18 protein-coding genes are annotated in these 13,053 nt (G+C 54.1%); 11 read left to right on the top strand and 7 right to left on the bottom strand.

The annotated features are described in order from the left end of the window. Positions 1-9 precede the first annotated feature (9 nt). On the bottom strand, positions 10-1,023 hold the full coding sequence (locus tag PAGR_RS16770) for a LacI family DNA-binding transcriptional regulator (RefSeq protein WP_044042446.1): 1,014 nt from the start codon (positions 1,021-1,023) through the stop codon (positions 10-12). A gap of 94 nt (positions 1,024-1,117) precedes the next feature. Continuing rightward, positions 1,118-1,765, bottom strand: a complete 648-nt coding sequence (locus PAGR_RS16765; RefSeq protein WP_014606469.1) for a CPBP family intramembrane glutamic endopeptidase — start codon at positions 1,763-1,765, stop codon at positions 1,118-1,120. A gap of 520 nt (positions 1,766-2,285) precedes the next feature. Here PAGR_RS16765 and PAGR_RS16760 point away from each other — a divergent pair. After that, positions 2,286-2,582 carry an I78 family peptidase inhibitor gene (locus tag PAGR_RS16760; protein WP_014606468.1) on the top strand — a complete coding sequence of 99 codons (297 nt, stop codon included), beginning with the start codon at positions 2,286-2,288 and terminating at the stop codon, positions 2,580-2,582. Between the two features lie 208 nt (positions 2,583-2,790). Continuing rightward, on the top strand, positions 2,791-3,111 hold the full coding sequence (locus PAGR_RS16755) for a hypothetical protein (RefSeq protein WP_014606467.1): 321 nt from the start codon (positions 2,791-2,793) through the stop codon (positions 3,109-3,111). Between the two features lie 12 nt (positions 3,112-3,123). Here the strand turns inward: PAGR_RS16755 and PAGR_RS16750 are convergent, their stop codons facing one another. Beyond that, a complete protein-coding gene (locus PAGR_RS16750; protein ID WP_014606466.1) occupies positions 3,124-3,375 on the bottom strand; it encodes a biofilm development regulator YmgB/AriR family protein in 252 nt (83 codons plus the stop codon). 397 nt (positions 3,376-3,772) lie between these two features. On the opposite strand from PAGR_RS16750, the gene PAGR_RS16745 reads away from it, so the two are divergent. The 4 genes from PAGR_RS16745 to PAGR_RS16730 all read left to right on the top strand — a co-directional run bounded on the left by PAGR_RS16745 (position 3,773) and on the right by PAGR_RS16730 (position 6,739). Further along, the gene (locus PAGR_RS16745; protein WP_014606465.1) at positions 3,773-4,162 is read left to right on the top strand and encodes a hypothetical protein; all 390 of its coding nucleotides are present in this window, start codon (positions 3,773-3,775) and stop codon (positions 4,160-4,162) included. 145 nt (positions 4,163-4,307) lie between these two features. After that, entirely contained in the window at positions 4,308-4,562 is a 255-nt protein-coding gene (iraP, locus tag PAGR_RS16740; protein ID WP_013024830.1) for an anti-adapter protein IraP, read from the top strand. Between the two features lie 119 nt (positions 4,563-4,681). After that, the gene (locus tag PAGR_RS16735; protein ID WP_014606464.1) at positions 4,682-4,984 is read left to right on the top strand and encodes a PsiF family protein; all 303 of its coding nucleotides are present in this window, start codon (positions 4,682-4,684) and stop codon (positions 4,982-4,984) included. A 222-nt stretch (positions 4,985-5,206) separates the two neighbouring features. Further along, on the top strand, positions 5,207-6,739 hold the full coding sequence (locus tag PAGR_RS16730; RefSeq protein WP_014606463.1) for an FAD-dependent oxidoreductase: 1,533 nt from the start codon (positions 5,207-5,209) through the stop codon (positions 6,737-6,739). Between the two features lie 49 nt (positions 6,740-6,788). Here PAGR_RS16730 and proC read toward each other — a convergent pair whose 3' ends face one another. Continuing rightward, entirely contained in the window at positions 6,789-7,601 is an 813-nt protein-coding gene (gene proC / locus PAGR_RS16725; protein WP_014593045.1) for a pyrroline-5-carboxylate reductase, read from the bottom strand. A gap of 296 nt (positions 7,602-7,897) precedes the next feature. On the opposite strand from proC, the gene PAGR_RS16720 reads away from it, so the two are divergent. Next, on the top strand, positions 7,898-8,347 hold the full coding sequence (locus PAGR_RS16720; RefSeq protein ID WP_014593046.1) for a YaiI/YqxD family protein: 450 nt from the start codon (positions 7,898-7,900) through the stop codon (positions 8,345-8,347). Position 8,348: 1 nt separating this feature from the next. Here the strand turns inward: PAGR_RS16720 and PAGR_RS16715 are convergent, their stop codons facing one another. Continuing rightward, entirely contained in the window at positions 8,349-9,071 is a 723-nt protein-coding gene (locus PAGR_RS16715) for a DUF2076 domain-containing protein (RefSeq protein WP_014606462.1), read from the bottom strand. Positions 9,072-9,353: 282 nt separating this feature from the next. Here PAGR_RS16715 and aroL point away from each other — a divergent pair, with 282 nt between their 5' ends. The 3 genes from aroL to ppnP all read left to right on the top strand — a co-directional run bounded on the left by aroL (position 9,354) and on the right by ppnP (position 10,624). Beyond that, the gene (gene aroL / locus PAGR_RS16710; RefSeq protein WP_014593048.1) at positions 9,354-9,878 is read left to right on the top strand and encodes a shikimate kinase AroL; all 525 of its coding nucleotides are present in this window, start codon (positions 9,354-9,356) and stop codon (positions 9,876-9,878) included. Positions 9,879-9,989: 111 nt separating this feature from the next. Further along, a complete protein-coding gene (locus tag PAGR_RS16705; protein WP_014606461.1) occupies positions 9,990-10,181 on the top strand; it encodes a YaiA family protein in 192 nt (63 codons plus the stop codon). A gap of 152 nt (positions 10,182-10,333) precedes the next feature. Further along, a complete protein-coding gene (gene ppnP / locus PAGR_RS16700) occupies positions 10,334-10,624 on the top strand; it encodes a pyrimidine/purine nucleoside phosphorylase (RefSeq protein ID WP_013024838.1) in 291 nt (96 codons plus the stop codon). Positions 10,625-10,659: 35 nt separating this feature from the next. On the opposite strand, the gene rdgC is transcribed toward ppnP, so the two are convergent. Continuing rightward, entirely contained in the window at positions 10,660-11,571 is a 912-nt protein-coding gene (gene rdgC, locus PAGR_RS16695) for a recombination-associated protein RdgC (RefSeq protein ID WP_013024839.1), read from the bottom strand. Between the two features lie 144 nt (positions 11,572-11,715). On the opposite strand from rdgC, the gene mak reads away from it, so the two are divergent. After that, on the top strand, positions 11,716-12,621 hold the full coding sequence (mak, locus tag PAGR_RS16690) for a fructokinase (protein WP_013024840.1): 906 nt from the start codon (positions 11,716-11,718) through the stop codon (positions 12,619-12,621). Between the two features lie 55 nt (positions 12,622-12,676). Here mak and PAGR_RS16685 read toward each other — a convergent pair whose 3' ends face one another. Then, the gene (locus PAGR_RS16685; RefSeq protein WP_014606460.1) at positions 12,677-13,048 is read right to left on the bottom strand and encodes a cell envelope integrity TolA C-terminal domain-containing protein; all 372 of its coding nucleotides are present in this window, start codon (positions 13,046-13,048) and stop codon (positions 12,677-12,679) included. Between the last annotated feature and the right edge of the window lie 5 nt (positions 13,049-13,053).

The following is a 13,053-nucleotide window of genomic DNA, read 5'->3' as shown; positions in this document are numbered from 1 at the left end:
TGCCGCGACTTACCGCTTATGAGGCCCGTCCGCGACCGAGGCGCGCTCAATCAGATGGCCGCTAAAGGGCGGCAAGGCTTCCACCTCCTGACCTTCCAGCATGGCGACCAGCTGCGCCAGCGTGTGCTGAATCATTTCTGCGACCGGCACATGCACGGTGGTCAGCGGCGGCAGGAAAAACTCGGCCATACGGATATCATCAAATCCCAGCAGAGAAACATCCTGTGGCAGCCGTTTTCCCGCGGCATGAAGCGCCAGCGCGGCCCCGATTGCCATGTCATCGTTACTCGCCATCAGGGCGCTGAATGTCACGCCCGCGTCCAGCAGCTGCTTTGCCGCCGCCATCCCACTGGCCGGCGTCCACGCGCCCTGCACGATGCAGGCCCTGTCCGCAAGCCCCTGCTCAGCCAGGGCCTGCTCATAACCTGCCAGGCGAGCGGCAGCGGTAGGGGAACCCGTCATACCACGAATAAAGGCAATGTCGTGATGCCCGCGCGCGATCAGATAATGCGTCGCCTGAAAGGTATTGTGCTGATGTGTAGCCCAGACACAGTGGGCCGGATGACGCGGCAGCTGGCGATTCACCACCATAATTGGGATATCGTGCTGCTCGATAATGGCATCCAGTGCCTCGGTGTCCAGAAAGCGGGGATAGATAATGATCGCGTCACAGCGCAGGTCGAGCAGAAACTCAATTGCGGCGCGCTCGTCGTCCGCGCAGGTTTTGCCATCAGCCAGAATTAACTGGCGACCGTAGTTATTGGTCAGGGTGGCAGCCTGAAACAGCAGCTCGCTGAAGTAGGGGCCGTTAAAAAGCGAGTGGGTAACAATTAAGCCAATATTTTGGGACTTTTGTGTGGCCAGGCTGCGCGCCAGCAGATTGGGGCGATAACCGGTTTCGGCAATGGCCTGATAGACCTTTTGCTGCGTACTTTTACTGACGTAACGATTTCCCGCCAGCACGCGCGAGACGGTGGCTTTAGAAACTCCGGCCTTGCGGGCCACATCCAGCATGGTAATCATTGGCTTACAGACCATCCATCCCTGCGGTTAAAAAAGGATACTAGCTGATTTTTCGCAGGTTATTGACGGAGGGGCAATAAAAAAATGAAGCCTGTCAGGCGAAATACCAGGCGGGCAGGATAGCAATCAGGTTGTTCAGCGTATGCAGAAAGACCGGCAAGGCCAGCGAATTGCTGCGCAGGCGGGCATAGCAAAGCAGCAGAGAGAAGAGCGTCAGCGCTACCACGGTTTCCCAGTGAACATACTGCGTATGCATCAGCGCAAAGAGCAGGGAGGTCAGTAGCATGCAGGCAAAACGGCTGTTGGGTGCCCAGAGCAGAAAGCCCTGCAACAAAAAGCCGCGAAACAGCACTTCTTCAAATACCGGGGCCAGCAAGACGGCGGTGAGCAACAGGATAAGCATCGAGCTGCGTCCCTGCTGCGTTTGCGCGACCAGCCAGCCTTCAGGCTGTAAGTACTGGGTTTGCGCCGCCATTAAAATAAACAGGGCGCCAATAAAAAGTAACGTCTGACCTGAGCGTAAAAAGCCCAATGGAATATCCGTACGACGCTGGCAGTAGAACCGATACAGCGGATAGATGACCGCAAACTCGAACAGGCAGAGTACAGGCACCAGCAAACCGTCATTACGCAGAATACCGTAATTCGGAAACAGGGTAATCAGCATGGTAACGAGGTAATAGACAACAAAGCTGCCGACATAAAACAGTGTCAGCGTCACTCTGTCGGAATTGGTGTTCATAGGCGACCCAGCCAGCGATGATAAACGCATAGTAGCAACGCGTCGGATCGCTGTCGAGAGAGCGTACGATACAATATTTTTTGTTCAACGCCGTCAGGGCGTTATGCCGGTTTGATGTGCATGGATTCAGGAGGCAAACCCACTGTCAGAGAGGGTTGCAACAGGCTGTGAGACGCTTGCGCCGCAGCCTGAGAACAAGACGTGCAGCAACAAGGGCATGAGGACTGGCTAGCGGATGCTGACCGCGATCAGGGTCAACAAGAGGGCAAAGCTAATAAAAAGGATCAGTTCCACTCGCGCTTCCTCAATAACTCATCGTGTCATGGGTGATTCCGCAAATACTATCAGAGGCTTCTCGCGGTAATTTTAGCCAGCAAGTGCGATTCATCTGTCAATAACCGCATTCCCTAGCATTTAATCCCTGGTATTGTGCGGTAAGTTTGATTTTAGCGGTTCATACCTGCTGACAGGCTTGTTACTCTTCGGAGTCAGGTTTTACACGTCCATGAGGAGAAAACACGTGAATCATTATGGAAAAGCGCTGGTGGCCGCCGGTTTTTTACTGCTGACGGGCTGCCAGTCGGCCACACAATCCGACAAGGCCGCCGTGCCGCTGGATGCGCAGGCGGACAGCTGTGGCGCATCTCAGTATCAACACTTTGTGGGCAAGCCGTTGTCTGCCATCGATAATCAGCGTTTCACGCAAAAAGTGCGTGCCATCCCGTGGAATTCAGCGGTAACGATGGACTTTAATTTCACCCGTCTGAACTTTATGGCCGACAAAAGCGGTAATATCAGCCGTGTCTATTGCGGTTAAGTGGCAAATAAACAGCGCATTGTCATAGAGTTGTCATGGCGTCAGGCGAAGATAACGCCTGTACCCTGTGGGTAGGCGATAACCGTTATCGATCGGTTCAATCAACAGGGTAAGGATTTCCTCGTTACATCAATATGCAATGCTCGTCTTGTTTATTCCCGCTCAGGCGGGAATTTTTTTCTGGTTAAGCCCGAAGAAGGAGCAACGCATGGAATATTTCCAGAGGATTTCAGTCTTATTTTTGCTGCTGGTCAGCCCGGTTGCTCTGGCTTCAAGCCCGGAGGCATGGCAGAAAAGCCAGCAGGTGATGCGGCAGGCGTGCATCAACGCCAGCACCTTAAGCAAGGCAAAAGTACTGGGTCAGGTTGTCGAGTACGATGACAGCGTAGGCTACAGCGCGTTACTGCTTGAAGGGCTCTATCCGCAGAAGCACATGAAAAACCGCCGGGGACGAGAGCTTTGCCTGTTTCAGCGCAGCAGCGGTCGGGCCAGCGTAAGCGAGGCCAACCAGTACCGGCTGGCGAAGTAGGTTAACAGCGGCTCACTCGTGGGGCCGCGCCTCCATCAGCCGGGCTAACAGGGCACGATAGCGTTGCAGGCGTTGCTCATCCCCTTCAAATTCCAGCTTATTGATCACGCGTGCGATAACGGCTTTATTGGTCGTGGGCTGCCCGGCTTCCATCAGTTCCCGCATAATAACGGCCAGCAAATCCGACTCTGGCGGGACATTCCAGTCCGGGCTGTTGAAATAATCGGTGATAGCACGGCTGGCGCTGTTAGATTGCACTCTCATTCTCCATCTCCGCAAACAGACAGCCCGCCCGGTACGCGAATGCGCAGCAGGCAGAGTCAGGTGAGTTAGTGGCTCCCGATATGCACGGCAAGGGTTTAATCGGGCGCATTACGTTGATCAGAACGACCCACGTCCCGCACGAATCTGGCGGTTTTTTAAACATAGGTCTGCCGTTACGTCTTGTCAGTAACAACCTGAAATATTTTTCAAATGTGATGAGTGATTTTCAAATAATGCCGACAGGTTACGACAGGGTTTTAGCACGTAGTTAACTGATTAATAAGTTTATTATTACCGCAGATAAACCCCAGAGCGGAGGCAAAAAAATCGTGCTTATCTCGGGAAACGTCGCCCGACACACGCGTAGTGTGAAGAGGAAATCTGCAGGGTTCGTGGCATGGGACTGCGGGATCTGACCTTTCGAAAGGCGGTGACGCTGAAAGATTTCCTGCCCTGTCTTTCCGTGGCCAGAGAAGCGTCTGATACGCTTTGCCAGTTAAATGCAGAACGTGCTGGCAGCAAAAACAAGGCATTTATCGACGCTTACCATGATGACAAATCCGTGGCCAGAGAAGCGTCTGATACGCTTTGCCAGTTAAATGCAGAACGTGCTGGCAGCAAAAACAAGGCATTTATCGACGCTTACCATGATGATAAATCCGTGGCCAGAGAAGCGTCAGATACGCTTTGCCAGTTAAGTGCAGAACGTGCTGGCAACAAAAACAGGGCATTTATCGACGCTTACCATGATGACAAAATGGTTACGCCTCGCTTGTCAGTGGAATAAAAACGTTTCGCTCACAATAAATAGAATAAGATAACACCGCCCCCGCGCTGTTATTTTAATGTACTGATAAACAGAATAAAAAATTCCTTTTTTTTTATTCTGGCGGGTGATATTTTTTTCTTCACCCTGCTGAAGAGGCACCGGCATGAAAAATCTGATTGCTGAGCTATTAATTACGCTGGCAGAAAAAGAAGAAGCGTCTAAAGAGCAGGTCGTGCAGATCGAAGCGCTGGAACTTGTGATCACCGCAATGCTGCGCATGATGCCGCCTGAGCAGCATCAGTCCCTCGTCAACAGCATTGATACGGCCATGATTCATGCCGAAGTGGATCACAACGATCACAATGCCGCGTTATTAAAAAACGCTGTCACCCGATTACTTCACCGGCCCCACAGCTGAAATCACGCCGATCACCAGAATAAAATTGCGATCTCTGTATTATTCCAAAGCAAAAGTCGTCTGATTCTTTTCTGGCATGCCAGAATAAATACTGTCTTTATCACAACGGAGTGAAAACAATGAAAGGCAATATCCTGATGATAGTCCTGGCAGGAATAATGATGAGCAGCCACGCCAGCGCAGCAGATAAAACGCCGCAGCAGCAAAAAATGGCGATGTGTAATGAACATGCCAGCAGCCAATCGTTAAAAGGCGATGTGCGTAAGCAATTTATGAGCGATTGCCTGAAGAAAGACAGCAAAGTCGCGGACATGTCACCGCAACAAATAAAAATGAAAACCTGTAATCTCCAGGCCGGAGATAAAAAGCTGACCGGTGACGCACGTAAAACCTTTATGAGTCAATGCCTCAAAAAAAGCTAAGACTCAGCCGGCCATTTCGGTGGCCGCCTCCTCTCTTCGCCTGCCATCAGTGCGCTGCAGCACGCTTTTAATTACTGAAGAAACAGATGATTAGCGAAAAAAATCGCCATTGAGGCGCAAGCTTTTCCAATCCTTTGCCACACTTACTGTTTATAAGGGATTGCGCCGCGCGCGTGCGGGCGCGGTGCTTTTACCCGTGACGGTTGGAAAAGGAGCCATGTCGTGAACTATCAATTTGTTATTGCTCTCAAGGATTTACCGCAACGTCAGCCGGTTAAAAAAAAGCTGGGTGAAACAGAGTTTTTACTCATCCGTGAGGCTGACAGCGTCCAGGCTTTCCAGGCAAAATGCCCTCATGCAGGCGCGCCGCTTGAGCAGGGCGCTATCTGCGGCGACAGGCTCATCTGTCCCTGGCATAAAGCGGCGTTTGAACTGAGCAGCGGTAAAATGTGCGAGCCGCTGGCGCTGGCCGACCTGAAACAGTATCCCGTTCGCATCGAAAATGGCCAGATTCTGGTTAACCCTAAAGCGATGTCACCTGCTTCGCCAGTGGGCAGCGGTGCCAGCGCCCCGGTCTTTGTGGTACTGGGCGGGGGCGCGGCCGGGAGTGCGGCACTGTGGCGATTACGCCACGACGGCTTTAAGGGCCGCCTGGTGCTGGTAGAGAGTGAGCCTGAAGCCCCTTACGACCGCACGGCGCTGACGAAATTTGTTCCCTCAGGCAAAATGGATATCGATGATGTGCCGTCGCTGCTTGGCAGTGACATACTCGATCACGTCGAGCGCATCCAAAAGCGCGTTGAGCGAGTTGATAATGAGGCGCACCGTCTGGTGTTTGCCGACGATAGCACGTTGCAGTTCGATAAATTATTAATTGCAACGGGCGCAGAACCTGTCAAGCCGTCGCTTGCCGGCGCTGATTTAGCGGGCGTACATATTCTGCGCAACAAGCAGCATACCGCGTCCCTGCTAGCGGCCGTCGATCGAAGCCAGCAGATTGTGATTATCGGTAACAGCTTTATTGGCATGGAGCTGGCCTCGTCGCTGCGTAACCGTGACGTTGAGGTGACCGTCATCGCACGTCACGCGCTGCCGTTTGCGGCGCAGTTTGGTGAGGCGATCGGCCGTTATTTCCATCAACTGCATCAGGCCAACGGCGTAACATTTGTGGAAGGTGAGATTGCGTCGCTTCAGGGCGAAAACCACGTGACGGGCGTGCGGTTAAAAACCGGTCAGCAGATCGCTGCCGATGTGGTGCTGTTCGCCACCGGCGTTAAACCGGCCACCTCGTTTATTCACGACCTGCCGCGGGTTGAAGATGGCAGCCTGCAAACTGATGAGCAGCTACGCGTGGCAGAAAACGTCTGGGTAGCCGGCGATATTGCAACCTATCCTTCCGCCCAGGGGCCGCTGCGCATCGAGCATTTTCGCGTGGCAGAGCAGCAGGGCCAGACCGCAGCAATGAATATGCTGGGAAATATTCATCACTATGACCGCGTGCCGTTTTTCTGGACCGCGCATTATGGTACCCGCTATGAATATATTGGTCATGCCACAGACTGGGACGACTACCAGCAGGTGGGATCGCTGGAAGAGAAAACGTTTATGGCCTTTTACGGCAAGGAAGGGCGGCTGGCTGCGGTTTTCTCGTGTGGACTCTACACGCTGACCGCCGCGCTGGTCGAAAAGATGCAGGAGCCCATGACGATGGAACAGGCACTGGCATGGTATCAGGCCCACCATTCTGCACAATAATGGGCCCGCAAAACCGTCTGGCAAACGGCATGTTTGCCAGATATATCGGTTAACTGCGGCTCAGCTTGTCCGACTTGGCCATGCACTGCTGCATGGCTTCGATCACGGCTGAACGGAAGCCTTTTTCTTCCAGTACTTTCACCGCTTCAATGGTGGTGCCGCCGGGCGAGCAGACCATATCTTTCAACTCACCGGGATGTTTACCCGTTTCCAGCACCATCTGTGCGGAGCCTTTCACAGCCTGGGCCGCAAACCGGTAAGCCTGCGCGCGCGGCATGCCGCCCGCCACGGCGGCATCGGCCATGGCTTCAATAAACATAAACACGTAAGCCGGAGCTGAACCACTGACGCCAACCACCGAGTGGATCAGGTATTCATCGACGACCGCCGCCTGACCAAAGCTCTCAAATATCGCGACCACTTCATCGGTCTCGCTCTGTTCAACCAGCACGTTGGGCGTAACGGAGGTCATGCCTTCACCGACCAGGGAAGGGGTGTTTGGCATTGCGCGAATGATCTTACGATCGTGCCCCAGCACGGAAGCCAGGTTATCCAGCGTCACGCCCGCGGCAATTGAAACGACTACTGCCTCTTTTTTCAGGCTGTTAGCCAGTTCTTTCAGCACTTTGAGGATCACATTGGGTTTGACCGCACCAAACAGAATATCCACGTGCTGGGCCAGCGCTTCCGCACTCTCCGCGGCGTTAATACCGTACTGTTCGGCCATTTGCTGATTGGTGCTCGGTTTGCGGTCGTAAATCCAGATAGCTGACGGTGTCATTTGCCCGCTGTTTATCAGCCCGCCAATGATGGCTTTTGCCATGTTGCCACCGCCAATAAATCCGATTTTCTTTTCCAGCATCACCGTCTCCTTTCCTGTTTTCACCGTTATCAACGCTGTAGCTTACTGCAGACAGGATTAATAACAAGTTAGCGGTAACGCACGGCGGCCGGTGCCAGAGAGCAAAAGAGAGTGATGGCGGCACGTTTTTGTGGTGAACGCGCGTTGAGCACTCCCTTCATCGTTGACGATATTCGGGGGGCTGACGTGCGTTCTAAACGCGAGATCTGGGGATGCCGGAAGCCGGGGAATTTTACTTAACCCCGTTTTGCAAAACAGGTTAACATCGTCGCTATTTTCCAGAATAAGGAACACCAATGTCTATCTGGGTCGATGCGGACGCCTGCCCAAACGTCATAAAAGACGTGCTGTACCGGGCGGCGGACAGAACGCAAACCATGGTCACCTTTGTTGCGAATCAATTTTTACGCGTACCGCCATCGCCCTGGTTGCGCACGCTACAGGTGCCGGCTGGGTTTGATGTTGCCGATAATGAAATCGTGAAGCGTGTGCAGGCTGGCGATTTGGTGATTACGGCAGATATTCCCTTGGCCGCAGAGGTGATTGAAAAAGGGGCGTCGGCGCTGAATCCGCGCGGGGAACGGTATTCACCTGCCACCATACGCGAGCGGTTGACGATGCGTGATTTTATGGACACGATGCGCGCCAGCGGCGTACAGACAGGCGGTCCCGCCGCCATGAGCCCGCGGGACCGCCAGCAGTTTGCCAATGAACTAGACAGCTGGCTCAGACAGCGACAACGTTAAATCAAACAAAACTGTCGTCGTCATCGTAATCATTGCCGCCGAAGTCATTCAGATCGCCATTGTCGGCATAGGTGTCACTCCAGCCGTTGCTTTGATCCAGGAAGGACTGATTGTCGGCACCTGTTCCCTGATCGAGAAACGACTGATCGTTCCCGCCATTAAAGGTATTCAGGCTGTCATCGACCTGAGGCAGCGACTGGGGTTCGTTAATGATGTTAACGATCTCTTCCGGCTGCGAGTGGTGGAACATGTTGGTCAGCATATCGGCCATGACCACACCGCCTGCTACGCCCACGGCGGTTTGCAGTGCGCCGCCCAGAAATCCGCTGCCACGGGGCGCAGGTGCGGTGGCATAGGGCTGCTGCGGCGGCTGTTGCGGTGCGCTGTTCCACTGGGGCGATGGCTGAGCCGGTTGGGCCTGCTGACTGCCGCCGCCAAACAGGCTGGATAAAAACCCGCCACTGCTTTTTGGCTGCTGCTGCTGTTGCTGAGCCTGTTGCTGAGCCAGATGATTTTCCAGCTCCTGAACCCGCTCATTCAGTTTTTTAAGTGCCGCTTCCTGAATCAAAATGGCCTGAGCCATATAGTAGGGCGCGCCTGGTTGCGCCTGCAGGTGTTGTTTGATCAGTTGTTCGGCAGCAGCATCGCGTGCCACAGTCTGGCTTTCAGCTTGTTTCAAACGGCTAAACAGATTTTCAATCAGTTCTTGTTCTTCGCGTTGCATGATGACTCTCCCGTTGCGACTGTTAACAGTATATGGGGGCGACGTGCAGCAATGTAAATTCGTGGCGGTAAGCAAATGTTGCTGACGTAAACTTTTTTACCTAATGCACAAAATGTGCATCGTTAACCTTCTGTATTTCTTTGTTTTTTTGCAAGATTGGGTGCAATCATGCGTAAAATACGCTCAATGGGTAGAGGACGAAATAAATTCCCGCTATGATGCGTCCTATTATTGAGCCTAACCTGCAGCTGTGATGGGCTGCGCGGCGGAGGAACTGCCCTGATGTCCTTGTCCATTTTTTTGATCGGTGCGCGCGGATGCGGAAAAACCACTATCGGTGAAGCCCTGTCTCATGCGCTGGGTTATGCGTTTCGCGATACCGATCATCACCTGCAATTCACGACGCAGCGTACCGTAGCGGAAATTGTGGCTGCGGAAGGATGGGAGAGCTTTCGTGCGCGTGAAACCGACTCGCTCAAAGCCGTAACCGCCCCGTCAACCATTATCGCCACCGGTGGCGGAATGGTGCTGGCGGAAGGTAATCGCCGTTATATGCGTGAGCACGGTCAGGTGATCTGGTTAAGTGCACCGCCTGATATCCTGGCTCGTCGTCTGGAAAGCCAGCCGGAAAATGCTCAGCGCCCCACGTTAACCGGACGCCCCATCGCGGAAGAAATGGGTGAAGTGCTGCGCGCCCGTGCGCACCTGTACCGTTCTGCCGCGCATCACGAGGTGAACGCCATGCTGGCACCTGAACGCGTCGTTGAACAGATCCTGCAGTCGTTATCTCTGGCGCGTGCCAGTTAACCCTCAGATTTATCCCGCTTTCGCCGTCCTTTCCGCCGTATTGACTATACTTATCCCATGGCAGGCAATCGCCTGTCGTGTGGAATGTCATTTAGCGAAGAGGGACACATTATGCCGACAAGACCTCCTTACCCCCGAGAAGCGCGCGTTGTCACTGTGGAAAAAGGCCCCGAAGGCAAAAAAGTGACGTCATGGCAACTGCGGGCCGACCATCCCAAGCCAGATTCGTTAATCAGCGAGCACGAATCAGAGCAGGAAGCGCATGATGCAAAAGATCGCTATGAAGATGTAGAAAAAGAGTAAGCCTCTGCTCTGGCAAGGAAGCCATTGATTTCCCCTGGTTCCCGCGGCAGCCATTGCCGCGCGGCGATCACAATCACTCACTATTTCGCGTGACAGATCAGCAAGTTCCCTTCTACACTGCCAGTCACCCTAATGTGCTGTGAGGAAGGTTTATGCTCAATGTAAGTGAGTATTTTGACGGAAAAGTTAAATCCATCGGTTTTGACAGTGCGAGCACCGGCCGTGCCAGCGTCGGTGTTATGGCAGAAGGTGAATACACGTTTGGCACCGCCCAACCGGAAGAGATGACCGTGGTAAGCGGCTCAATGAAAGTGTTGCTGCCGGGTGAGACAGAGTGGAAATGGTTTGAGGCGGGATCGGTGTTTAACGTACCGGGCCACAGCGAGTTTCATCTGCAGGTAGGCGAGCCGAGCGCATATCTTTGCCGCTATCTGAAAGACTAAGAAGAACGGCCGCAGGCAATCTGCGGCCAAATGCATTAACGCTGAGCTTCGCCACCTAACGCTTCAACCAGATTGCTGGTCAGGGCCGCCAGTTCGCTGGTCATCAGAATAAAGTCTGCATCAAAACGCTGCGCAAAATCTTCCCGATCGATATCATCATTCTGGTCACGCAGCGTATCGCTGAACTTCAGGCGTTTCACCGAGCCGTCGTCGGATAATACGAACTGAATACGCTCCTGCCAGTCCAGCGCCAGCTTGGTCACCAGCTTACCGGCTTCGATATGGTTGGCAATTTCATCGCACACCAGATCCTGTTTCTTGCAGCGAATCACGCCGCCATCTTCCAGAATGGCCTTGAGCTCGGCTTCGTCCATGAGGGCAAAACCGGCCGGAACATCCCCGGAACGCACCCATTCGGTCAGGGTAAGTTCAATCGGACTTTCCAGCGTCAGGGGCACAACTGGCAGCGAACCCAGGCTTTTACGCAGCAGAGCCAGCGTGTCTTCGGCTTTTTTAGCGCTGGCGCAGTCCACCATGATCAGGTTGTTCACGGTGTCGATCCACATATAGGTCTGACTGAAACGGCTGAACGCACGCGGTAAAAGGCTGTGCAGCACTTCATCTTTCAGCGAATCTTTTTCCGTCTTTTTTAGCTTGCGGCTCTGCTCTGCCTCAAGCTTGTCGATTTTGGCCTCCAGCGCCTGCTTCACGACCGGAGAGGGCAGGATTTTTTCTTCTTTGCGCGCGCAAATGACAATCTGACCGTTGTTGACGTGGGTCAGGGCATCGCTGCGATTGCCCATCGGTGCCACCCACCCGGTCTTGCTCATGTCCTGACTGCCGCAGGGCGAGAAGGTGAAAGCCTCCAGCTGTTTTTCCATGTCGTCTGCGGACAACGGAATGTCACGATTCAGACGATAAACCATCATATTTTTAAACCACAACATCGGGATTCCTTACCGTGGCGCGATCGGGCGCACAAATCTCACTAAGTGTGCGCATGATAGCGAAACATCGGAGCGGTTTCATTGCCTTTCAGGCATTCGCCTTTTAGTGTAGAAAACACCCTAACGAATAATGAGGAATAAACCGTGCGCATAGGCATTGATTTGGGCGGCACCAAAACAGAAGTGATTGCGCTGTCCGGCGAGGGAAAAGAGCTGTTTCGCCATCGGATTTCCACGCCCCGTGACGACTACCGGGCGACCGTGCAGGCCATCGTTGATTTAGTCCGCCTCGCCGAAGAAAAAACCGGCCAAACCGGGACGGTAGGCTTAGGTATTCCGGGCACGATTTCGCCCTATACGCAGCGGGTGAAAAACGCGAACTCCACCTGGCTAAACGGTCAGCCGCTGGATAAAGATTTGGCGCAGGCGCTGAATCGTGACATCCGCATAGCCAATGACGCGAATTGTCTGGCCGTGTCCGAAGCGGTCGATGGCGCAGGCGCGGGGCAGGCACTGGTGTTTGGGGTAATCATCGGCACCGGTTCGGGCGCAGGCGTAGCGATAAACGGCGCGTCACGCATTGGCGGCAACGGCAATGCGGGCGAATGGGGTCATAATCCTTTGCCGTGGATGGATGAAGACGAGTTGCGTTACCGCGCGGAAGTCCCCTGTTATTGTGGCCAGCAGGGCTGCATTGAAACCTTTGTTTCCGGTACCGGCTTTGCTATCGACTATCAGCGGTTAAGCGGTGTGGCGCGCAAAGGCGCTGAGATTGTCAAACTGCTGGAGCAGCAGGATCCCGTGGCTGCCCTGGCAATGAGCCGCTATGAAATCCGTCTGGCAAAATCCCTGGCTCAGGTTGTCAACCTGATCGATCCCGACGTGATTGTGCTGGGCGGCGGCATGAGCAACGTGGACCGCCTGTACCAGACGGTGCCCACGCTGATGAAGAAATGGGTTTTTGGCGGCGAGTGTGAAACGCCGGTGCTGAAAGCGATGCACGGGGATTCAAGTGGTGTGCGCGGCGCGGCCTGGCTGTGGCCGGAATAAACGCCGCCGTGGCCTGCGGCCCTGTGCAACATACTGAAGGATGCACAGGGCTGGCTCAGCGAACCGGCGCGAAGGCAAAGACGAGCTGCTGTGGGGCGTGCGGTGGAGGCAAAGGCATATCCCGCGCGCTGCTGACGCTCTGCCAGGCCTTCAGGCACAGCGACTCATTTCCTTCCGTTCGCATCACGTTATAGCGCCCATCCGGGCGACGCTGTGCCGTCACCAGGCAACGCTGGCCCACATAGTTTTTCGCATTGTGAAAATTGCGCATGACGGACGCGTTAACCTCGCGAATATAGCGGTTCACGTCCTGGCACTGCGCCTGGGGCAGGCCTGACGCGCATTGCGCTTCGGAAGCCTCAGGATGATGACTGCATCCTGCCAGCAGCAGCATCGTGGCCGCCATGATTCCTGTACATCTCAACATAATTA

The sequence above is a fragment of the Pantoea ananatis PA13 genome (assembly GCF_000233595.1).
Lineage (GTDB): Bacteria > Pseudomonadota > Gammaproteobacteria > Enterobacterales > Enterobacteriaceae > Pantoea > Pantoea ananatis.
The sequence above is the reverse complement of the archived record's forward strand: the minus strand, read 5'-3'. Positions and strand labels throughout refer to the sequence as shown.

Bases quoted from the DNA above. Each gene is read 5' to 3' on its own strand.
- PAGR_RS16770 (WP_044042446.1), bottom strand. From the start codon at position 1,023: ATGATTACCATGCTGGATGTGGCCCGCAAGGCCGGAGTTTCTAAAGCC.
- proC (WP_014593045.1), bottom strand. From the start codon at position 7,601: ATGCTGGAAAAGAAAATCGGATTTATTGGCGGTGGCAACATGGCAAAA.
- iraP (WP_013024830.1), top strand. From the start codon at position 4,308: ATGAAAAATCTGATTGCTGAGCTATTAATTACGCTGGCAGAAAAAGAA.
- PAGR_RS16705 (WP_014606461.1), top strand. From the start codon at position 9,990: ATGCCGACAAGACCTCCTTACCCCCGAGAAGCGCGCGTTGTCACTGTG.
- rdgC (WP_013024839.1), bottom strand. From the start codon at position 11,571: ATGTTGTGGTTTAAAAATATGATGGTTTATCGTCTGAATCGTGACATT.
- PAGR_RS16750 (WP_014606466.1), bottom strand. From the start codon at position 3,375: ATGAGAGTGCAATCTAACAGCGCCAGCCGTGCTATCACCGATTATTTC.
- PAGR_RS16755 (WP_014606467.1), top strand. From the start codon at position 2,791: ATGGAATATTTCCAGAGGATTTCAGTCTTATTTTTGCTGCTGGTCAGC.
- ppnP (WP_013024838.1), top strand. From the start codon at position 10,334: ATGCTCAATGTAAGTGAGTATTTTGACGGAAAAGTTAAATCCATCGGT.
- PAGR_RS16765 (WP_014606469.1), bottom strand. From the start codon at position 1,765: ATGAACACCAATTCCGACAGAGTGACGCTGACACTGTTTTATGTCGGC.
- PAGR_RS16720 (WP_014593046.1), top strand. From the start codon at position 7,898: ATGTCTATCTGGGTCGATGCGGACGCCTGCCCAAACGTCATAAAAGAC.
- PAGR_RS16735 (WP_014606464.1), top strand. From the start codon at position 4,682: ATGAAAGGCAATATCCTGATGATAGTCCTGGCAGGAATAATGATGAGC.
- PAGR_RS16745 (WP_014606465.1), top strand. From the start codon at position 3,773: ATGGGACTGCGGGATCTGACCTTTCGAAAGGCGGTGACGCTGAAAGAT.
- PAGR_RS16715 (WP_014606462.1), bottom strand. From the start codon at position 9,071: ATGCAACGCGAAGAACAAGAACTGATTGAAAATCTGTTTAGCCGTTTG.
- aroL (WP_014593048.1), top strand. From the start codon at position 9,354: ATGTCCTTGTCCATTTTTTTGATCGGTGCGCGCGGATGCGGAAAAACC.
- PAGR_RS16685 (WP_014606460.1), bottom strand. From the start codon at position 13,048: ATGTTGAGATGTACAGGAATCATGGCGGCCACGATGCTGCTGCTGGCA.